At 53.2% G+C, this 19,614-nt stretch carries 17 protein-coding genes, 1 tRNA gene and 1 rRNA gene; 3 read left to right on the forward strand and 16 right to left on the reverse strand.

The window, feature by feature from the left end; translation table 11 throughout:
- Positions 1 to 207: 207 nt before the first annotated feature.
- From I2123_RS00415 to pepQ, 6 genes are all read right to left on the reverse strand, one after another.
- Positions 208 to 283: transfer RNA gene (locus I2123_RS00415), tRNA-Glu, on the reverse strand.
- Between the two features lie 143 nt (positions 284 to 426).
- Positions 427 to 1,969 (reverse strand): 16S ribosomal RNA (locus tag I2123_RS00420).
- Positions 1,970 to 2,383: 414 nt separating this feature from the next.
- Entirely contained in the window at positions 2,384 to 2,923 is a 540-nt protein-coding gene (gene hemG / locus I2123_RS00425; protein WP_112168249.1) for a menaquinone-dependent protoporphyrinogen IX dehydrogenase, read from the reverse strand.
- A gap of 21 nt (positions 2,924 to 2,944) precedes the next feature.
- On the reverse strand, positions 2,945 to 4,396 hold the full coding sequence (trkH, locus tag I2123_RS00430) for a Trk system potassium transporter TrkH (RefSeq protein WP_213051558.1): 1,452 nt from the start codon (positions 4,394 to 4,396) through the stop codon (positions 2,945 to 2,947).
- A gap of 37 nt (positions 4,397 to 4,433) precedes the next feature.
- The gene (locus tag I2123_RS00435) at positions 4,434 to 5,045 is read right to left on the reverse strand and encodes an IMPACT family protein (RefSeq protein ID WP_112168247.1); all 612 of its coding nucleotides are present in this window, start codon (positions 5,043 to 5,045) and stop codon (positions 4,434 to 4,436) included.
- Complete coding sequence (pepQ, locus tag I2123_RS00440; protein WP_213051559.1) at positions 5,045 to 6,376, reverse strand: Xaa-Pro dipeptidase; 1,332 nt, start codon at positions 6,374 to 6,376, stop codon at positions 5,045 to 5,047. The genes I2123_RS00435 and pepQ overlap by 1 nt, the downstream gene beginning before the upstream one ends.
- A gap of 189 nt (positions 6,377 to 6,565) precedes the next feature.
- Here pepQ and fadB point away from each other — a divergent pair, with 189 nt between their 5' ends.
- Positions 6,566 to 8,758 carry a fatty acid oxidation complex subunit alpha FadB gene (gene fadB / locus I2123_RS00445; RefSeq protein ID WP_213051560.1) on the forward strand — a complete coding sequence of 731 codons (2,193 nt, stop codon included), beginning with the start codon at positions 6,566 to 6,568 and terminating at the stop codon, positions 8,756 to 8,758.
- An 11-nt stretch (positions 8,759 to 8,769) separates the two neighbouring features.
- Positions 8,770 to 9,933 carry an acetyl-CoA C-acyltransferase FadA gene (gene fadA / locus I2123_RS00450; RefSeq protein WP_213051561.1) on the forward strand — a complete coding sequence of 388 codons (1,164 nt, stop codon included), beginning with the start codon at positions 8,770 to 8,772 and terminating at the stop codon, positions 9,931 to 9,933.
- Positions 9,934 to 10,067: 134 nt separating this feature from the next.
- On the opposite strand, the gene fre is transcribed toward fadA, so the two are convergent.
- From fre to pepE, 3 genes are all read right to left on the reverse strand, one after another.
- Positions 10,068 to 10,769: an NAD(P)H-flavin reductase gene (fre, locus tag I2123_RS00455; protein ID WP_112168243.1), complete on the reverse strand. Its 702-nt coding sequence runs from the start codon at positions 10,767 to 10,769 to the stop codon at positions 10,068 to 10,070.
- 48 nt (positions 10,770 to 10,817) lie between these two features.
- Complete coding sequence (ubiD, locus tag I2123_RS00460) at positions 10,818 to 12,308, reverse strand: 4-hydroxy-3-polyprenylbenzoate decarboxylase (RefSeq protein WP_112168242.1); 1,491 nt, start codon at positions 12,306 to 12,308, stop codon at positions 10,818 to 10,820.
- Positions 12,309 to 12,473: 165 nt separating this feature from the next.
- The gene (gene pepE, locus I2123_RS00465; RefSeq protein ID WP_213051562.1) at positions 12,474 to 13,199 is read right to left on the reverse strand and encodes a dipeptidase PepE; all 726 of its coding nucleotides are present in this window, start codon (positions 13,197 to 13,199) and stop codon (positions 12,474 to 12,476) included.
- A gap of 174 nt (positions 13,200 to 13,373) precedes the next feature.
- Between pepE and rfaH the strand changes: the two genes are divergently transcribed.
- Positions 13,374 to 13,862, forward strand: a complete 489-nt coding sequence (gene rfaH, locus I2123_RS00470) for a transcription/translation regulatory transformer protein RfaH (RefSeq protein ID WP_112168251.1) — start codon at positions 13,374 to 13,376, stop codon at positions 13,860 to 13,862.
- 85 nt (positions 13,863 to 13,947) lie between these two features.
- Here rfaH and tatD read toward each other — a convergent pair whose 3' ends face one another.
- The 7 genes from tatD to ubiE form a co-directional block, all read right to left on the reverse strand.
- Positions 13,948 to 14,736: a 3'-5' ssDNA/RNA exonuclease TatD gene (tatD, locus tag I2123_RS00475; RefSeq protein WP_112168240.1), complete on the reverse strand. Its 789-nt coding sequence runs from the start codon at positions 14,734 to 14,736 to the stop codon at positions 13,948 to 13,950.
- Between the two features lie 74 nt (positions 14,737 to 14,810).
- The gene (gene tatC / locus I2123_RS00480) at positions 14,811 to 15,578 is read right to left on the reverse strand and encodes a Sec-independent protein translocase subunit TatC (protein ID WP_112168239.1); all 768 of its coding nucleotides are present in this window, start codon (positions 15,576 to 15,578) and stop codon (positions 14,811 to 14,813) included.
- Positions 15,579 to 15,580: 2 nt separating this feature from the next.
- Complete coding sequence (gene tatB, locus I2123_RS00485) at positions 15,581 to 16,243, reverse strand: Sec-independent protein translocase protein TatB (protein WP_213051563.1); 663 nt, start codon at positions 16,241 to 16,243, stop codon at positions 15,581 to 15,583.
- 3 nt (positions 16,244 to 16,246) lie between these two features.
- Entirely contained in the window at positions 16,247 to 16,516 is a 270-nt protein-coding gene (tatE, locus tag I2123_RS00490; protein ID WP_112168237.1) for a twin-arginine translocase subunit TatE, read from the reverse strand.
- 87 nt (positions 16,517 to 16,603) lie between these two features.
- A complete protein-coding gene (ubiB, locus tag I2123_RS00495) occupies positions 16,604 to 18,235 on the reverse strand; it encodes a ubiquinone biosynthesis regulatory protein kinase UbiB (protein ID WP_213051564.1) in 1,632 nt (543 codons plus the stop codon).
- Positions 18,232 to 18,840, reverse strand: coding sequence for a ubiquinone biosynthesis protein UbiJ (gene ubiJ / locus I2123_RS00500; RefSeq protein ID WP_213052448.1), 609 nt, complete (start codon positions 18,838 to 18,840; stop codon positions 18,232 to 18,234). The genes ubiB and ubiJ overlap by 4 nt, the downstream gene beginning before the upstream one ends.
- Before the next feature lie 13 nt (positions 18,841 to 18,853).
- On the reverse strand, positions 18,854 to 19,609 hold the full coding sequence (gene ubiE / locus I2123_RS00505; RefSeq protein ID WP_112168235.1) for a bifunctional demethylmenaquinone methyltransferase/2-methoxy-6-polyprenyl-1,4-benzoquinol methylase UbiE: 756 nt from the start codon (positions 19,607 to 19,609) through the stop codon (positions 18,854 to 18,856).
- Positions 19,610 to 19,614 lie beyond the last annotated feature (5 nt).

Below are 19,614 nucleotides of genomic sequence, written 5' to 3' on the forward strand. Positions count from 1 at the left end.
CTTAAAAGACATCGTCGCATTGCGATTATTTGAGAGACTCTATTACAGACAAAATCATCACTCAGTACTTCTACGGAGAGTGATGTTCAGCTGTAATGTTTCAATTTTCAGCTTGTTCCAGATTGTTAAAGAGCAATATCTTAAACACGACTCGTTAAAGTCATCTTTAAGATATTCGGTGATAATGTCTTTCACACATTATCGGAGTGGCGTCCCCAAGGGGATTCGAACCCCTGTTACAGCCGTGAAAGGGCAGTGTCCTAGGCCTCTAGACGATGGGGACACGAAAAATCCGCACCAGACCCCCAAAAGGGCTTGGCACTTTTCGCATCAGCGTAAGGTCTCCCTTACCGCATCAACAGGTGCTCTTGCTCATTAATTTCATCAGACAATCTGTGTGGACACTGCACAATGCGTATCTTTAGGTAAGGAGGTGATCCAACCGCAGGTTCCCCTACGGTTACCTTGTTACGACTTCACCCCAGTCATGAATCACAAAGTGGTAAGCGCCCTCCCGAAGGTTAAGCTACCTACTTCTTTTGCAACCCACTCCCATGGTGTGACGGGCGGTGTGTACAAGGCCCGGGAACGTATTCACCGTAGCATTCTGATCTACGATTACTAGCGATTCCGACTTCATGGAGTCGAGTTGCAGACTCCAATCCGGACTACGACATACTTTATGAGGTCCGCTTGCTCTCGCGAGTTTGCTTCTCTTTGTATATGCCATTGTAGCACGTGTGTAGCCCTACTCGTAAGGGCCATGATGACTTGACGTCATCCCCACCTTCCTCCGGTTTATCACCGGCAGTCTCCTTTGAGTTCCCACCATTACGTGCTGGCAACAAAGGATAAGGGTTGCGCTCGTTGCGGGACTTAACCCAACATTTCACAACACGAGCTGACGACAGCCATGCAGCACCTGTCTCACGGTTCCCGAAGGCACTAAGCTATCTCTAGCGAATTCCGTGGATGTCAAGAGTAGGTAAGGTTCTTCGCGTTGCATCGAATTAAACCACATGCTCCACCGCTTGTGCGGGCCCCCGTCAATTCATTTGAGTTTTAACCTTGCGGCCGTACTCCCCAGGCGGTCGACTTAACGCGTTAGCTCCGGAAGCCACGCCTCAAGGGCACAACCTCCAAGTCGACATCGTTTACAGCGTGGACTACCAGGGTATCTAATCCTGTTTGCTCCCCACGCTTTCGCACCTGAGCGTCAGTCTTTGTCCAGGGGGCCGCCTTCGCCACCGGTATTCCTCCAGATCTCTACGCATTTCACCGCTACACCTGGAATTCTACCCCCCTCTACAAGACTCTAGCTTGCCAGTTTCAAATGCAGTTCCCAAGTTAAGCTCGGGGATTTCACATCTGACTTAACAAACCGCCTGCGTGCGCTTTACGCCCAGTAATTCCGATTAACGCTTGCACCCTCCGTATTACCGCGGCTGCTGGCACGGAGTTAGCCGGTGCTTCTTCTGCGAGTAACGTCAATCGCTGCAGCTATTAACTGCAACGCCTTCCTCCTCGCTGAAAGTGCTTTACAACCCTAAGGCCTTCTTCACACACGCGGCATGGCTGCATCAGGCTTGCGCCCATTGTGCAATATTCCCCACTGCTGCCTCCCGTAGGAGTCTGGACCGTGTCTCAGTTCCAGTGTGGCTGGTCATCCTCTCAGACCAGCTAGGGATCGTCGCCTAGGTGAGCCATTACCCCACCTACTAGCTAATCCCATCTGGGCACATCCGATGGCGTGAGGCCCGAAGGTCCCCCACTTTGCTCTTGCGAGGTCATGCGGTATTAGCTACCGTTTCCAGTAGTTATCCCCCTCCATCAGGCAGTTTCCCAGACATTACTCACCCGTCCGCCGCTCGTCACCCAGAGAGCAAGCTCTCCTGTGCTACCGCTCGACTTGCATGTGTTAGGCCTGCCGCCAGCGTTCAATCTGAGCCATGATCAAACTCTTCAATTAAAAGTTCGATTTGCTTAAACAAGTTAAGCGGTGCTCAAAGATTACTTCGTAATAATTCAACTAAATGAATTACTGCTTGGTCACTCTAAGACTTGATATTTTTTGCCACCGAGGTGGCTGATATCGTCTTGTGAGTGCCCACACAGATTGTCTGATAAATTGTTAAAGAGCATGCCGCGGTTCGCAAGGAATCTTATGCGGCGCGGGAGGCGTATATTACGTTTTCCCGCTGAAGAGTCAAGAGATTATTCATTTGAACTTTCATCTTTTTCTCTTCCTGTCCGAGCGACTTCTCAGTCGTTGTTCCCGGTCAGTGGAGGCGCATTATAGGGAGTTCTCAGAAGGCCGCAACCTTTAATTTGAAAAAACTTTTCGAGTGCTTTCTTTTTGGTCTAAACGTTTATAAAGCCTGCATTAAAGCGATTTTTTATACGATATCTGCCCAAAATCCTCTGCGAATTTAGCAACCTGCTGCCAGTCTGTGTATTCAACTTCTTTGCTGGTGTCCGTTTCACCGCCTGTCATACGCATAATAAGTTGGATCATAACCTTATCAAACCAGCGATAACGCGGATAACGCAGCGCACCCGCGAAGACACCACAGATTGCCGGTTCCCAAGGTGAGTTCAGCAGGAACTTGCGCACATACGCATTCGTCTGCGGGCTGCGCTTCTCAGGCTTACGGGCGGTGAGGTTGACGCCAAAGAAGGCCGATGGCATCTGGTTAAGAGTATCAGCGTGCTTTTTCACAAATTTATCCAGCACCGCATTAAAGTGACCATAACGGATAGACGCGCCAATCATCACCTGGTCGTAGCTTTTCAAATCAACATGCCCGGCGTGCACCAGATCGATGACATCGCAGCTGCACTTCTCTTTCAGCTCACTGGCAATATAAGAAGAGATGGCATGAGTCTGCCCGTCACGGCTTGAGTAGAGTATCAACGCTTTCATTCTTGTTTCCCTTTCCAAAACTTATTCGCGCCAGAACGTCGGCGTAAACAGTACTAATAGTGTGAAGACCTCAAGACGACCAAACAGCATGGTGACGATCAGGATCCATTTCGCCGCGGAATTCATGGACGCAAAGTTATCGGCGACAACGCCCAGCCCAGGCCCCAGGTTATTCAGCGTGGCCGTCACAGCGGCGAATGCCGAGAAGTTATCCACTCCAGTCGCAACAATCGCCAGCATGCTGACAATAAATACCAGCGCATAAGCCGAGAAAAATCCCCATACGGCTTCGATGATACGTTCCGGCAGCGCGCGGTTACCCAGCTTGATGGTGTAAACCGCATTCGGATGCACCAGTCTTTTCAGTTCACGCGAGCCCTGTAAATACAACAGCAGGATACGGATAACCTTCAGGCCGCCGCCGGTCGAACCGGCACAGCCACCGATAAACGCAGAACACAATAATAGAAGAGGCAGGAACAGCGGCCACTTTGAAATACTGTCTGTGGTGTAACCCGCCGTGGTCGCCATCGACACCACCTGGAAGAACGCCTGATTAATAGTTTCCAGCCCGGAACCGTAGACATTGTGGATCCACAGAACAATTGTGCAGATGACTACCAGCGTAAACTGTACGCCGATGAACATGCGGAATTCCGGATCGCGCCAGTACACCTTCAGGTTACGGCCACTCAGCATCGCGAAATGCAGACCATAGTTACAGCCGGAGATAAGCAAGAACACCGCGATAATGCTGTTGATGGTGCCGCTGTGGAAATAACCAATGCTGGCGTCATGCGTCGAGAAGCCGCCGATGGCAATAGTCGAGAAGCTGTGCCCGATGGCGTCAAAGACTGACATCCCTGCGCCCCATAACGATAATGCGCAGGCGATGGTCAGCAACACATAGATCAGCCACAAGGTTTTCGCGGTTTCAGCAATACGCGGGCGCATCTTGTTGTCTTTCAGCGGCCCCGGCATTTCAGCGCGATACAGCTGCATTCCGCCAACGCCCAATATCGGCAGGATTGCTACGGCGAGCACGATGATCCCCATACCGCCAAACCATTGCAGCATTTGCCGGTAGAACAGAATCGCTTTCGGTAAGGAATCCAGCCCGACCAGAGTAGTCGCACCGGTCGTCGTCAGGCCGGAGAAAGATTCAAAGAACGCATCGGTGAGTGAGAGGTTTGGCCGTTCGGAGAACAGAAAGGGTAATGCCCCGACGCTGCCCAGCACCGTCCAGAACAGGACCACGATGAGAAAACCCTCGCGCGGCTTCAGTTCACTCTTCTGCTTTCGATTGGGGAGCCAGAGGAAAAGTCCAATCGCCAGGGCGACGAAGAACGTCTGGCTGAACGCACGTCCCGCGCCGTCCCGATAAATAAGAGCGACCAGACCGGGAATAATCATCGTTCCGGAAAACAGGATGACAAGCACCCCGACGATGCGTGTTATGGCACGAAAATGCATGCTGGTGCGTTCCTCAGCGAATTAACCATAGAAAAAATTAAGAAACCGGACGCAGAATGAGCGTGCCACGGCTGATATCGAACAGATGACTGACCGTTGCCGTTGCATCCGCAGCGGGCAGCGCCAGAACGAGATCGACCGCAGCGCCAAACTCACTGCGTAAAATATGCCCGCCGACTTGCGAGAGCAGCGTTTCCACCAGCTGTAACTGGCTGTAATCACACTGCACCGCGAATTCTGCCAGCGGAACTTTTTGCTGCACGGTAAGTTGTTTTAATGCCTGCTGAACCCCGCCGCCGTAGGCTTTCACCAGCCCGCCGGTGCCCAGCATAATGCCACCGTAATAACGCACGACGACGGCAATGATTTCCCCGACGCCGCTCCCCATCAGCTGACTGAGGATGGGTTTGCCCGCAGTGCCTGCCGGTTCGCCATCATCAGAAAAACCCAGCTGTTGCGAATCATCCGGTGCACCCGCCACAAACGCCCAGCAGTGATGACGCGCTGCCGGATGCTGATGTCGTATGTCCTGAATAAACGCTTTCGCCGCCTCGACGCCTTCTGTTCTTGCCAGGAAGGTAATGAAGCGGCTCTTCTTTATCTCCTCGCTGAAAGTGACAGACTCAGCGGGAACGGGATACGGCTGCATCAGGCCAGCTTCAGATCGCGGGTCATGTTTTCGACACGGTTGTCGTGGATAACAATATTGTCCTCGATACGGATCCCGCCAAACGGCTTCATTGCTTCAATACGATCCCAGGCAAAGTGCTTACTGAATTGCCCTTCGCGCAATGGCGCCAGCAGCGAATCGATGAAGTACAAACCCGGTTCGATGGTCAGCACCATGCCCGGCTCAATCACGCGGGTGCAACGCAGATACGGATACTGCGAAGGCGCAGCCTGATGGGTACCTTTATCGTCCTGCATAAAGCCAGCAACGTCATGCACCTGCAATCCCAGCGGATGCCCAAGACCATGCGGCAGGAATGGCCCGGTCAGGTTTTGTTCCACCATCGCGTCTTCACTGATATCCAACACCAGCTTGTGCGCTTTCAATAGTTTGGCGATGCGGTGATGCATCTGAACATGATAGTCGGTATAGCGCACGCCGGACTTAATCGAGTCAATTAAAGCCAGCTGCTCGGTATTGAGATCTTTTACCAGCGCACCGAAATCACTGTCCGGTTTCCCGGCATAGGTGCGGGTAAGGTCAGCGGCATAACCGTTGTACTCCGCACCGGCATCCAGCAGAAAGCTGCGCATCTCGGACGGCGGCTGGTTATCGAGCGTGGTGTAATGCAGTACGGAGGCGTGTTCATTCAGCGCGACAATGTTGTCATACGGCACATCGGTATCGCGATGGCCAGTGGCGGTGAGATACGCCAGATTGATATCAAACTCGCTCATGCCAGAAAGGAAAGCTTCTTTCGCCGCGCGATGTCCGCTGACGGCCACTTTCTGCGCTTCACGCATACAGGCCAGCTCATAGCTGGTTTTGTACGAACGATGATAATGCAGGAAATCCAGCACCGCTTTCGGGTTCACGTTAGCTGCGGGCACACCCATGCTGATAGCGCGATCCTGGCTTGAACCGATATAACCGACACGCTTGAGATCCACCGGCAACTGGCCTTTGATGTCATCGGCATTGGCTAAGGGCGTAATGGCGACCTCTTTGGTCCAGAACGAGTCTGGCAGCGGCTCGTGGCTGTGCCAGTAGTCGACCGGCGAATAGAACCACAGCTTCGGCGCATTCACCCCATCGACCCACAACCAGCAGTTTGGCACTTTGGTGACCGGCACCCAGGCTTTGAACTGCGGATTCACTTTGAAGGGATAACTGTGGTCATCAAGGAAGGTCGTTATCAGTTCACCAGAGTGAATGAGTAACGCATCAAGCTGAGAACGTTGCAGAATTTCGCGGGCACGCGACTGCAACGTAGCGATATGTTCTTTATAAAGCGTAGTAAGCGATTCCATCCAACTGTCCTTTTTTCACCGGAAAGACGATGCTGCATCTTATCACAGCCTTACGCCTGCCATAGTCATGGAAGGTTTGTGATCTTGCCAGCAAATAAAACACATCTCATTTGCAAATTATTAACATAATAACCACACTCGAAAGCATCTGGTCATACCAGATCATCCCAGATGATTCAGGAGAGACACATGCTTTACCAAGGCGAAACATTACACCTGCACTGGCTCGACGGCGGTATCGCGGAGCTGGTGTTCGACGCTCCGGGCTCGGTGAATAAGCTCGATACTCAAACGGTCGCCAGCTTAGGCGAGGCGATTACGGTACTCGAAAAGCAGTCTGACCTGAAAGGGTTGCTGCTTAGCTCAGCCAAACCGGCCTTCATAGTCGGTGCGGACATCACTGAATTTTTGTCCCTGTTTAACGCGCCAGCGAAGAAACTGCATGAGTGGCTGAATTTCGCCAACAGCATTTTCAACCGACTGGAAGATTTACCGGTGCCGACGCTTTCTGCCATCAGCGGTTATGCGCTGGGCGGCGGCTGCGAGTGCGTACTGGCTACCGATTTTCGTATCAGCACTGCCGATGCACGCATTGGTTTGCCGGAAACCAGTTTAGGGATTATGCCGGGCTTCGGCGGTTCCGTTCGCCTGCCGCGCCTGATTGGTACCGACAGCGCCCTGGAAATTATCGCCGCGGGTAAAAACATCAGCGGGAAAGAAGCCCTGAAAGTCGGGCTGGTCGATGCGGTGGTTGATGCCGATAAGCTGCGCGACGCCGGGATCTCCATGCTCAGACAGGCGGTTGACGGCAAACTGGAATGGCAAAAACGCCGTGACCCGAAACGCCTGCCGCTCAAACTCAGCCAGATCGAAGCGGCGATGAGTTTCAGCGTGGCGAAAAGCATGGTCATGCAGAATGCCGGCAAACACTATCCGGCACCGATGACCGCAGTCAAAACCATTGAAGCCGCCGCGCATCTTGGCCGCGACGAAGCACTCAAACTGGAAACCGCCAGCTTTGTGCCCCTCGCACAATCCAAAGAAGCGCGGGCGCTGGTCAGCATTTTCCTTAACGATCAGTTCGTCAAAGCCAAAGCTAAAAAACTGGCGCATAACAGCGAAAAACCGGTGCAGGCCGCCGTGCTTGGCGCAGGCATTATGGGCGGCGGGATCGCTTACCAGTCCGCGCTGAAAGGTGTACCGGTCATGATGAAAGACATCAATGACCAGTCCCTGACGCTTGGCATGAACGAAGCGGCCAAGTTGCTCAACAAGCAACTCGAGCGCGGAAAGCTCGATGGACTGAAGATGGCGAAAGTGCTGTCGACCATTCATCCGACGCTGGATTACAGCGGTATCGAACGCGCCAACGTGGTGGTCGAAGCGGTTGTGGAAAATCCAAAAGTGAAAGCCGCAGTGCTGGCCGAGGCCGAATCGTTACTCGACGCCGATACCGTTCTGGCCTCCAACACATCAACTATTCCTATCGATCAGCTGGCTTCCTCGCTGAAACGCCCGGAAAACTTCTGCGGCATGCACTTCTTCAACCCGGTGCATCGTATGCCGCTGGTGGAAATTGTTCGTGGCGCGAAAACCTCAGATAAAACATTGTCGCGCATCGTCTCTTACGCACTGACCATGGGCAAAACGCCGATTGTGGTCAACGACTGCCCGGGATTCTTCGTCAACCGCGTCCTGTTCCCGTACTTCTCCGGCTTTAGTTTACTGCTGCGTGACGGCGCAGATTTCCGCCAGATAGACAAAGTGATGGAAAAACAGTTCGGCTGGCCGATGGGCCCGGCATATCTGCTGGATGTGGTCGGTATCGATACCGCGCATCATGCGCAGGCGGTCATGGCGGCCGGATTCCCGCAGCGTATGGCGCGAGACTATCGTGACGCCGTGGACGTGTTGTTCGATAACCGCCGCTTTGGCCAAAAAAATCAGCTGGGCTTCTACCGTTACAGCGAAGACAGCAAAGGTAAACCGCGTAAAGAGGTGGATGAACAGGTGCTCAGCCTGCTGGCTGAAAATCTCAAACCGGGCCACGCTGACTTCTCACCGCAGGATATCATCGCCCGTATGATGATCCCGATGATTAACGAAGTGGTGCGCTGCTTCGAGGAAGGCATTATTGCCAGCCCGGCAGAAGCTGATATGGCACTGGTGTACGGCATCGGTTTCCCTCCGTTCCACGGCGGCCCGTTCCGTTATCTCGATACGATTGGCACGGCGGAATATCTCAAAATGACCGAACATTACGCGCACCTGGGGCCGATGTATCAGGCACCGGACGGGCTTCGCACCAAAGCGCAAACCAATGAAAGTTACTACCCGGTTGCGGCTCCGCTGGAAAACATCAGCACCGGTAATCAGGCATAAGGACCGAAATCATGGAAAACGTAGTCATAGTTGATGCAGTCCGCACGCCAATGGGCCGTTCGAAAGGCGGCGCATTCCGCCACGTCAGGGCTGAAGATTTATCCGCGCATCTGATGCGTGCCGTACTGGCACGCAATCCGGCGCTGGATGCCAAAAACATTGATGATATCTACTGGGGCTGCGTACAGCAGACACTGGAGCAAGGCTTCAATATTGCCCGCAACGCCGCATTACTGGCGGAGATCCCGCACAGCGTACCGGCTACCACCGTCAATCGTCTGTGCGGCTCGTCGATGCAGGCACTGCATGATGCGGCGCGCGCCATTATGGTTGGCGACGCAAAGGTCAGCCTGATTGGCGGCGTGGAACACATGGGTCACGTGCCGATGAATCACGGCGTAGATTTCCATCCCGGCCTGAGCAAAACCGTCGCAAAAGCTGCCGGTATGATGGGGCTGACTGCAGAAATGCTGGCGAAAATGCACCACATCAGCCGTGAAATGCAGGATGAATTCGCTGCGCGTTCGCATCAGCGGGCGCATGACGCAACGCTTGCCGGTCACTTTGCTAACGAAATCGTACCGACCGAAGGCCACAACGCAGAAGGCGTGCTGACCCGTTATGATTTTGACGAAGTCATCCGTCCGGAAACCACGGTCGCGACGCTGGCCGCGCTGCGTCCGGCATTCGACCCGGTTAACGGCACCGTCACAGCAGGTACCTCATCGGCACTCTCCGACGGCGCTTCGGCAATGCTGCTGATGAGCGAGTCTCAAGCGAAATCATTAGGCCTGAAAGCTCGCGCACGGATCCGTGCGATGGCGGTGGTCGGCTGCGATCCGTCGATTATGGGTTACGGTCCGGTTCCTGCAACGCGACTGGCGCTCAAACGCGCCGGGCTGAGCGTTGAGGATATCGGCCTGTTCGAGCTCAATGAAGCGTTTGCCGCACAGGCTTTGCCGTGCGTGAAAGACCTGGGCCTGCTGGAAACTATGGAAGAACGCGTCAATCTCAACGGCGGCGCGATTGCATTGGGACATCCGCTGGGATGTTCGGGTTCGCGTATTTCCACCACCCTGCTGAACCTGATGGAACGGCGCGATGTGCAATTTGGCGTCGCGACCATGTGTATCGGTTTAGGTCAGGGCATCGCGACCGTGTTTGAACGCGTCTGATTTTCCATTATCTGCATAAACAAAAAGCGGGCATCTCAGCCCGCTTTTTATAAATCTCGTCTTATCCGTTTTAGTTGCCGTTTTCCCGCCTGTCAGGGGCGGGCTTTTTCACGACTTGCGACGTGCTGCACCAGTCAAATGAAAGAGAATGCGTCGCCAAATAAACGGTCTTCCAGCGCACCGCGCTCTGCAACAAAACGCTCACGGGCAATCTTCGCCATCTCAAAACGTCCGGCGATATAAATATCGTGTTCCGCCAGAGAGGAGAAATCCTGCAATACAGCACTCAGCACGGTACCGCTTCTGCCCTGCCAGCCGTCTTCAGGCTGTTCCACCACCGGGATCACTTTCAGATTCGGGTGATGAATGCTCAGCGCTTCCAGCTCACCCAGATCATAAAGGTGCTTCAGCTCGCGCCCACCCCAGTAGATCGAAATGTCGCGATGAGGCTGCTGCTCCAGCGCGGTGATCAGAATCGAACGCACGTAGGAGAAACCGGTACCGCCGGCGATAAGCACCAGCGGACGCTGGCCTTCTTCGCGCAGCCATGCGTCGCCGTGAGGAATATCCACGGTAATCGACTGCTCTTTCAGAATGCGATCCATCACGGCCATCGCGTACAGGTTCAGCTCGGACGCGCCGATGTGCAACTCGATCACGTTGTGTTCCGCAGGCGTCGAGGCCAGTGAGAACGGACGCTTATCGCGCTCGTCCATCACTACCATCAGATACTGACCCGCGCGGAACGAGAAAGGCGCTTCCGGTAACAGCCGGACTCGATACACAGTATCGGTAATCGCCTCTACCGAGGTCACTTTACAGCTCAATGTTGTCATGCGTTCCCTCTGTGGGTCATCAAAGCAAAGCGTGGGACCAGGCGTCGATTATTTCTTCGCATCGTCTTTATCATTAAGAATAGCGAGCTCATCCCAAATGGCGTCGATACGGGCGGTGACGGCAGGATCCTTCACAATCGGACGCCCCCACTCACGCTGCGTTTCACCCGGCCATTTGTTGGTCGCGTCCATCCCCATTTTCGAACCGAGGCCCGAGACCGGAGAGGCAAAGTCGAGATAATCAATGGGCGTATTTTCTACCAGCACCGTATCCCGCGCGGGATCCATGCGGGTGGTAATCGCCCAAATCACGTCGTTCCAGTCACGGGCATTCACATCGTCATCACACACAATCACAAACTTGGTGTACATGAACTGACGCAGGAATGACCAGACTCCCATCATCACGCGCTTCGCATGACCGGGATATTGTTTCTTCATGGTAACGACAGCCATACGGTAGGAGCAACCCTCCGGTGGCAGATAAAAATCAACAATTTCCGGGAATTGTTTCTTCAGGATTGGCACAAAGACTTCATTCAGCGCCACGCCCAGTATCGCCGGCTCATCCGGCGGACGGCCGGTGTAGGTCGAATGATAGATAGGATCTTTGCGCTGCGTCATGTGCGTAATCGTGAAGACCGGGAAGCTGTCCACTTCATTATAGTAGCCTGTGTGGTCGCCATAGGGCCCTTCCGGCGCCATTTCACCCGGTTCGATATACCCTTCAAGCACAATTTCTGCGCTGGCGGGCACTTCGAGATCGTTAGAAATACACTTCACCACTTCGGTTTTATTGCCGCGCAACAAACCCGCAAACGCATATTCAGACAGCGAATCCGGTACCGGCGTGACCGCGCCTAAAATCGTAGCCGGATCAGCGCCAAGCGCCACGGCCACAGGAAAACGTTGCCCAGGATGTTTCTGGCACCACTCCTGGAAATCCAGCGCACCACCGCGATGAGACAGCCAGCGCATGATGACTTTGTTTTTTCCCAGTACCTGCTGACGATAAATACCCAGATTCTGACGAGGTTTATCGGGGCCACGGGTGACGGTCAGCCCCCAGGTGATCAGCGGCGCAGCATCTTCCGGCCAGCACTGCATCACGGGAATTCGGGTGATATCCACCTCGTCGCCTTCCCAAATCTCCTGCTGACAAGGTGCAGAATGCAGCACTTTGGTCGGCATATTCAGCACCTGCTTGAACTTTGGTGCTTTGTCGTATAAATCGCGCAAACCGCGCGGCGGCTCAGGTTCTTTCAGAAACGCCAGCAGTTCACCGACTTCACGTAACGCACTGACGTCTTCCTTGCCCATGCCCATCGCCACACGTTCAGGCGTGCCGAATAAATTACACAGCACCGGCATGTCATAACCCTTTGGATTTTCGAACAACAACGCCGGGCCGCCCGCACGCAGGGTACGGTCAGCAATTTCGGTCATTTCCAAATAGGGATCGACAGACTGAGTAATGCGTTTCAGTTGGCCTCTCTTTTCAAGTAACGAGAGGAAGTCACGTAAATCACGGTATTTCATGCTGATTCTGAGTCGCCGGGTTGAAGGAAAGCATTATAGAGCCTCTCCTAAGTTGTTGCTGCTTTTTTGTTACCAGCTGGTAAACACTAATAATGAAAAGGCAGTGTAACCGTCAGAAGCCGAGGCTGTTGGTCTGACGGTGCGCAAATCGCGTTTCGCTCGGCATCACCGGCAGGTAAAAGGAACCAGCCCGCTCAGCGCCTGCGTGTCCTGATATTCCTCAATCTCCTGACCATGACGGAACACCTTGAAGCCTTGATCTTTGGCGCTGAAGTAACTCAGATCATTACCCGACACTTGCAACAAACTGCCTTCGCGCAGCGCAATCACCGACTCAGACGGGTTCACCGCACAGAATTCGGCAATACGCTCGTCACGGGTTTCTCCCATATGGCCGCTGACGTGTGCGTCGATGTAATGCGGATTGATTTGCACCGGAAACAGGCCAAGGGACGGCAGCACCACGGAGTTGCGTACCGGCATATCATTGGTGGTACGAATACTTGGCGTTGCGACGTTACAACCTGCGCTCCAGCCGATATAAGGCACATTGCGTTCACGCACGGCGCGCTGAATGGGAACAATCAGGCTGTTTTCGTGCAATAGCTGATTGAGCATCCAGGTATTGCCGCCGCTAATCAAAATACATTGCGCGCTGGCAATGGCATCTGCCGGGTTATCTGCGTGATGAATACTGGTGACTTCGATACCCAGCGCTTGAGAAAGTGCAGTGGCACGTTCGTCGTAATCACTGCGGATCAGCGCGTAAGGGACAAGGACGGCGGAGGTGATCGCGCGGGATTTTAGCACCGCCTGAATACGCTCTTTCGCATAACCCAGTAATTCTGATTCACCGGAAAGCTTACCGTTGCTCAGTAATAACAGCTCCATGACGCTTCTCCTGACTGTAATAAGATGAAGATAAGGGGATAAGTGTGCACTTTTCTTCGATAATAAAAGATAACTGGCCGACAAGCAGCAAACGTCTGCACTGATTCTCCCTGCCTGTATATCAGGGGCGGCTTTTGCTATGCTGCCGGAATCAACGTTTTAATGTGGGAAACTATGGAATCCTGGTACTTACTCTATTGCAAACGCGGTCAGCTGCTTCGCGCCAAAGAACATCTTGAGCGCCAGCAGGTTAATTGCCTGACGCCAATGATCACCCTGGAAAAGGTGGTGCGCGGACGCCGTACTTCCGTCAGCGAACCCATGTTCCCGAATTACATGTTCATCGAGTTTGACCCGGAACGGATACATACCACGACGATCAGCGCCACCCGTGGCGTCAGCCACTTCATCCGCTTTGGCCCCAAACTGGCGACGGTTCAACCCGACGTGATCAAACAGCTTATGGAACCGCCAACCATAGAAATTCGCGATCCTGAAACACCGTATGAAGGCGATGTGGTGATGATCACCGAAGGCGTTTTCGAAGGTCTCGAGGCTATCTATACCGAGCCTGATGGCGAAGCCCGTTCACTGCTGATGCTCAACCTGATCAACCAGCCCGTGCGGCAGAGCATCGATAACACGCACTTCCAGAAAATCTGAGCGGCCTTTCCTGTCTCCGCTCTGCCAATGAAAAAGCACCGTTATCCGGTGCTTTTTCAATTCAGGCAATTATCATTTCAGGCACTTAACGCGCGGACAGAGCGAACATCTTACGTGCATTATCGTCAGTGATATCTGCCAGCCACTGGGGATCTTCTCCACGCCACAGCGCGACCTGATTCACAATATGCGGCAAAAATGCCGGCTCGTTGCGCCGGTTCTTCGGCTTGTTTTCCATATCGCGCGGCAACAAATACGGTGCATCCGTTTCCAGCATTAGCCGGTCTGCCGGGATCAACGGCAACATCTCACGCAGTTCCAGCCCGCGACGTTCATCGCAAACCCATCCGGTAATCCCGATTGACAGGCCCAGAGACAGATACAGCTCAAGCTCATGCTGCGTGCCGGTAAAACAGTGAACGACGCCGCCCGGTAATGTCGACAACCAGGGTTTCAGCAACGCGGCAAAACGTTCGCCAGCATCACGACAGTGTAAAAAAACCGGCAACTGCAACTCTGCTGCTAGCCCGAGCTGTGCGGTAAACGCCGCTTCCTGCTGATCAGCGGGGGAAAAATTGCGATTGAAATCCAGACCACATTCGCCGATAGCGACAACCTGCGGCATAGCAGCCAGCCGTCGGATCGTCAGCTCAACGTCAGTATTCCAGCCACTTGCCTGATGCGGATGCACTCCCGCCGTTGACCAGCAAAAGTCAGGATGCTCTGCCGCCATTTTCTGCGCTTCCACGCTTTCCTGTGCAGAGGTGCCGGTGATCAGCATACCGCTCAGACCTGCTGCACGGGCTCTTTCCACCACCTGAGGACGATCTTTATCAAACTGATTACTGGTGAGATTGATACCAATTTCAAACATACGAAATCCTGAAACAGAAACCGCCCTTGCGGGCGGTTTGATGTCTATTTAACACGAATGAAAGGACCGGGATATTACTCAGGTTCACCCGGCTCGTTCTCTTTATCCACATCCGCACGACGTCGTCCACCCACATAGAAACGGGCAAAGAACACGCCGATTTCAAACAGCAGATACATCGGAATCGCCAGCAATGTCTGGGAGAACACATCAGGCGGTGTTAACAACATCCCGACCACAAACGCGCCAACCAGCACATACGGGCGTTTTTTCTTGAGGTCTTCTGGTGTGGTAACACCACTCCAGCACAGCAGAACGATCGCAATCGGTACTTCGAAGGAGACGCCAAATGCCATGAACAGCGCCATCACGAAATCGAGATAGTTGTTAATGTCTGTAGCAATCTGCACGCCTGCCGGAGCGGTTTTCGCAAAGAAAGCAAACGCCAGCGGAAACACCACAAAGTAGGCAAATGCCACGCCGAGGTAAAACAGTGCGGAACTGGAGAACAGCAGCGGCATCATCAGACGGCGTTCATGTTTGTACAGCGCAGGCGCGACGAACGCCCAGACCTGATACAAAATAAACGGTGCGGAAACAAATACCGAGACAATCATCGTTAGCTTGATAGGCGTAAAGAACGGTGAGGCGACGTCTGTCGCAATCATGCTCGCGCCTAAAGGCATTTGTTCGATCAACGGCGAAGCCACCAGCTGATAGATGTCATTGGCAAAATAAACCAGTGCCAGGAACACCACTAAGATACAGACAATGGCATTCAGTAGTCGCTTACGCAGCTCAATCAGATGGCTGATAAGCGGTTGGGTATCTTCAACAGCCATGTTTAGCGCTCGCCCGTCGGTTTAGTGAGTGAAACCGGTTTTTCCGGCGCAGTAGGTTCAGCAACGGGTGCTTCAACGGCAACAGGTTTGGTCACAGGCGCCGTGGCCACAGAAGGCTCAGTGATGACAGGTTCTGCGGTGGCGGCCAGCGTCTCGGCCTGTGCAGCAGCGGCATGGGCCGTCCTGTTCGATGCCAGAGCGGCATCAACCGCACTTTGTGGTGCCGCAACTGGCGCAGAGGCCACATTATCCGCCGTAGCCGGGGAGATGCCCGCATCGTGATGCGCTTCTGCATCATCTATCACAGGATTGTGGATGGTGTTACCTTCCGCTTTCGCCTCTTCCATTGCTTTGTCAGCAGGATTCAGCCCTGAGTTGATAGATTGCTTCATGGATTCTGCCGCTTCTTTCAGCTCGTCCATCGACGCTTTGATTTCCGGCGTTAAATTCTTCAGACCCGCTTCTTCGGCTTTCTTCAGGCTATCTTGCAGCTCCTGAAGTTTCAGCTCCTGCGACAGCTCGCTTTGTACCGAAGCAGCCATAGCGCGAAGCGTACGGATCCAGCCTGCTACTGTTCTGACTGCTACAGGTAAACGCTCCGGCCCGAGGACAACCAAGCCGATCACCAATACCAGCAGCAGTTCACTAAATCCAATATCGAACACGGCTTATACCTGCTCTTTGTTTTGGCTCTTGGTATCTTCTGCTTTAGCGTCTGGCTTGCCTTCAATAGACTTGGCAGCGAAATCAGCATCAGTTGGCGTTATGTCAGCGTCTTTGTTTGTTTTTGACTGGCTATCATCATCACTCATGGCCTTTTTGAAGCCTTTGATGGAAGCACCCAGATCAGCACCCAGACCACGCAGTTTCTTCGTACCAAACAACAATACGACAAGCACAACGAGAATCAGGATCTTAGTAATACTAATACCACCCATTATTTTCACCTCAAATAGGAAGGAACGACATTCATTGCCGTTGGCAAACGGCATTCAATTTAAATAAATTCTATTTTAAACAGTGTGTTAACTGGCGCGTTTCCAGCCGATCAGCCAGGAAATAACACCCGCCGTTATCAGACACGCCGGATATACTTTGACGTTGCCCAACAACAATAGGGTTCCACTCAATAACAGTGTCGCCCCTATACCCAAAAGATAACGAGACTGACCCTGACGGGAACTCTGGTTGTGCATCTGGGAGGAAAGCTTTTCGATGTTGTACTGCAACAGCTTGTGTTGTTGCAGACTCTGGTAAACCAGATCGGGTAACTCAGGCAGTTTCTCAACCCAGAATGGCGCACGCTCTTTCAGCGCGCGGATCATGGCAGGCAGCCCCACCTGATCGCGAACCCAGCTTTCCAGGAAAGGTTTTGCCGTGGTCCACAAATCCAGTTGCGGATACAGCTGACGTCCCAAACCTTCGACATACAATAACGTTTTTTGCAGTAAAACCAGCTGAGGCTGGACTTCCATATTAAAGCGGCGCGCGGTATTAAACAGATTTAACAACACGTTACCGAAGGAAATCTCGGCCAGCGGCTTTTCGAAAATCGGTTCGCACACGGTCCGGATAGCAAATTCAAAATCTTCAACATTGGTATCGCGCGGAACCCAACCCGAATCGACGTGCAGTTCAGCCACTTTACGATAATCACGGTTGAAGAAAGCGATGAAGTTTTCAGCCAGATAGCGCTTATCTTCTTTGTTGAGTGATCCAACTATGCCGCAATCGATGCCTATGTAGCAAGGATCTTCAGGCGTTTCGTAGCTGACGAAAATATTTCCGGGGTGCATGTCGGCATGGAAGAAACTGTCGCGGAAAACCTGCGTGAAGAAGACCTGAACACCACGCTCGGCCAGCAGCTTCATGTTGGTGCCCTGCTTTTGCAGCGCTTCAACATCGGAAACCGGGATGCCGTAAATCCGTTCCATTACCATCAGGCGCTCACTGCAGTAATCCGGATACACTTCCGGCACATACAGCATCGGGCTCCCTTCAAAATTACGACGCAACTGGATAGCATTCGCCGCTTCGCGCAGCAAATTTAGCTCATCAAGCAGCGTTTTTTCATATTCGCGAACCACTTCACGCGGACGCAGACGGCGGCCATCGGGCAACAAGATCGGCACCCAACCGGCGAGGCGCGACATCAGACGGATATCAGCTTTGATAGTCGGTAAGATATCAGGGCGGATCACCTTGAGTACCACAGGCTTACCGTTCTCTTTCAGAATCGCCGTATGCACCTGGGCGATTGAGGCGGACGCCAGCGGTGTCTGGTCGAATTCATCAAACCAGTTTTCCAGCGGGCCGCCCAACGCGGTATCTATTTGCTGACGTGCCAGCGCACCATCAAAAGGCGGAACGTGATCCTGAAGCAGGGCCAGTTGGTCTGCAATGTGTGGCGGGAAGAGATCGCGACGCGTGGACATCATCTGACCGAACTTAATCCATACCGGACCGAGTTCTTCCAGCGCGAGTCGCATGCGCTCACCCAACGGCTTTTCTTTATGACGATGTGGCAACCAGAAAAACAGATAACGGCCCATGCGCAATGGCAGCGTTAAACGGATTTTAGGGATAAGCTCGTCAAGGCCGTAGATAAGAAACATGCGGATAATCAGGTATAAACGTCGCATTTCCCTTGGCGTCACGGTTTGCCCTCCAGTTTTTCGAGGCGTTTATCAAGAGCATCCAGTTCCCGCACCAGTGCGGAGACTTCATCGCTAAACCACACCACTTCCAACGGGCCTGGAGCCATCTTCCACTCTTCGGTCAGCGTTTGCGCCACGTAGTTTTGCTGATGTTTCAGCCCTTTTTGCAAGAAGCGGAAACCGCCCTGCACTGCCTGGCTTAACCCTTGGGCTGCGATATCGCCGACATACGGTGCCAGGAATTCGGCTGGCTCCCACTCGGCCATATCCAGCAGCGCAACCAGCTGCTGAACCACAGAAATATCGCCGTCGACCACCAGCTCACCGCTGCGCATTAGCGGTGATAACTGCTGGCGATCGCGCAGCTTATGCAGAACGGAGAGTTTTGAGGTGACGGTACAATCCGCCACGCCATCCCATTGTCCGAGGACATCAATTTTCTGCTCGCTGAAAACAAACGTCAGCGGAGCGCTCAGTTCCTGCAACTCGACACGAAGAACTTTACCTGCCAGACGCGTACGCGCCGCCTTCATGCTGCGATCTCTGAAAAGCAGGTAATTGAGCGGCGTCTCGATGGCAGCAGTCAGTAGCGGCGTTAACAACATCGGCATACTCATATCAGAATTTGAAACCCCGATGCAGTGCAACGATGCCACCGGTCAGATTGTGATAAATCACATTCTCAAAACCGGCATCGCCCATCATGCCTTTCAGCGTTTCCTGATCCGGATGCATACGGATGGATTCAGCCAGATAACGGTAGCTTTCGGCATCTTGCGCCACGAGTTCGCCAATACGAGGCAAAATATGGAAGGAATAGGTGTCGTACGCTTTGCTAAGCGGTTTCAACTGCGGCTTGGAGAACTCCAGCACCAACAAACGGCCACCCGGCTTAAGCACGCGATACATAGAGCGCAGCGCTTTTTCTTTTTCGGTAACGTTACGCAGCCCGAAAGAAATAGTGATGCAGTCAAAGTAATTATCCGGGAAAGGCAGCGCTTCGGCGTTGGCCTGAACGTAGCTGACATTACCCACAATGCCGAGGTTCCGCAGTTTTTCGCGCCCCATTTTCAGCATGGAGTCGTTGATATCCGCCAGAACGACTTCGCCGGTCTCGCCGACCAGTCGGGAGAATTTAGCGGTTAAATCGCCGGTACCGCCAGCCAGATCCAGCACACGCTGACCACGGCGAACACCGCTGCAATCGATGGTGAAACGTTTCCAGATACGATGAATACCGAAAGACATCAGGTCATTCATCAGGTCATATTTTGCCGCCACGGAATGGAAGACATCTGCCACCATTCCCTGTTTGTCATCTTTAGCTACCGTGCGAAAACCAAAATGCGTAGTTTCCTGCGTCTGCTTTTCCATTTTAT

The sequence above is a fragment of the Rahnella inusitata genome, assembly GCF_018288855.1.
Lineage (GTDB): Bacteria > Pseudomonadota > Gammaproteobacteria > Enterobacterales > Enterobacteriaceae > Rahnella > Rahnella inusitata.

Excerpts from the sequence above, each read along its gene's own strand:
- hemG (WP_112168249.1), bottom strand. The coding sequence starts at position 2,923 with ATGAAAGCGTTGATACTCTACTCAAGCCGTGACGGGCAGACTCATGCC.
- trkH (WP_213051558.1), bottom strand. The coding sequence starts at position 4,396 with ATGCATTTTCGTGCCATAACACGCATCGTCGGGGTGCTTGTCATCCTG.
- I2123_RS00435 (WP_112168247.1), bottom strand. The coding sequence starts at position 5,045 with ATGCAGCCGTATCCCGTTCCCGCTGAGTCTGTCACTTTCAGCGAGGAG.
- pepQ (WP_213051559.1), bottom strand. The coding sequence starts at position 6,376 with ATGGAATCGCTTACTACGCTTTATAAAGAACATATCGCTACGTTGCAG.
- fadB (WP_213051560.1), top strand. The coding sequence starts at position 6,566 with ATGCTTTACCAAGGCGAAACATTACACCTGCACTGGCTCGACGGCGGT.
- fadA (WP_213051561.1), top strand. The coding sequence starts at position 8,770 with ATGGAAAACGTAGTCATAGTTGATGCAGTCCGCACGCCAATGGGCCGT.
- fre (WP_112168243.1), bottom strand. The coding sequence starts at position 10,769 with ATGACAACATTGAGCTGTAAAGTGACCTCGGTAGAGGCGATTACCGAT.
- ubiD (WP_112168242.1), bottom strand. The coding sequence starts at position 12,308 with ATGAAATACCGTGATTTACGTGACTTCCTCTCGTTACTTGAAAAGAGA.
- pepE (WP_213051562.1), bottom strand. The coding sequence starts at position 13,199 with ATGGAGCTGTTATTACTGAGCAACGGTAAGCTTTCCGGTGAATCAGAA.
- rfaH (WP_112168251.1), top strand. The coding sequence starts at position 13,374 with ATGGAATCCTGGTACTTACTCTATTGCAAACGCGGTCAGCTGCTTCGC.
- tatD (WP_112168240.1), bottom strand. The coding sequence starts at position 14,736 with ATGTTTGAAATTGGTATCAATCTCACCAGTAATCAGTTTGATAAAGAT.
- tatC (WP_112168239.1), bottom strand. The coding sequence starts at position 15,578 with ATGGCTGTTGAAGATACCCAACCGCTTATCAGCCATCTGATTGAGCTG.
- tatE (WP_112168237.1), bottom strand. The coding sequence starts at position 16,516 with ATGGGTGGTATTAGTATTACTAAGATCCTGATTCTCGTTGTGCTTGTC.
- ubiJ (WP_213052448.1), bottom strand. The coding sequence starts at position 18,840 with ATGTTGTTAACGCCGCTACTGACTGCTGCCATCGAGACGCCGCTCAAT.
- ubiE (WP_112168235.1), bottom strand. The coding sequence starts at position 19,609 with ATGGAAAAGCAGACGCAGGAAACTACGCATTTTGGTTTTCGCACGGTA.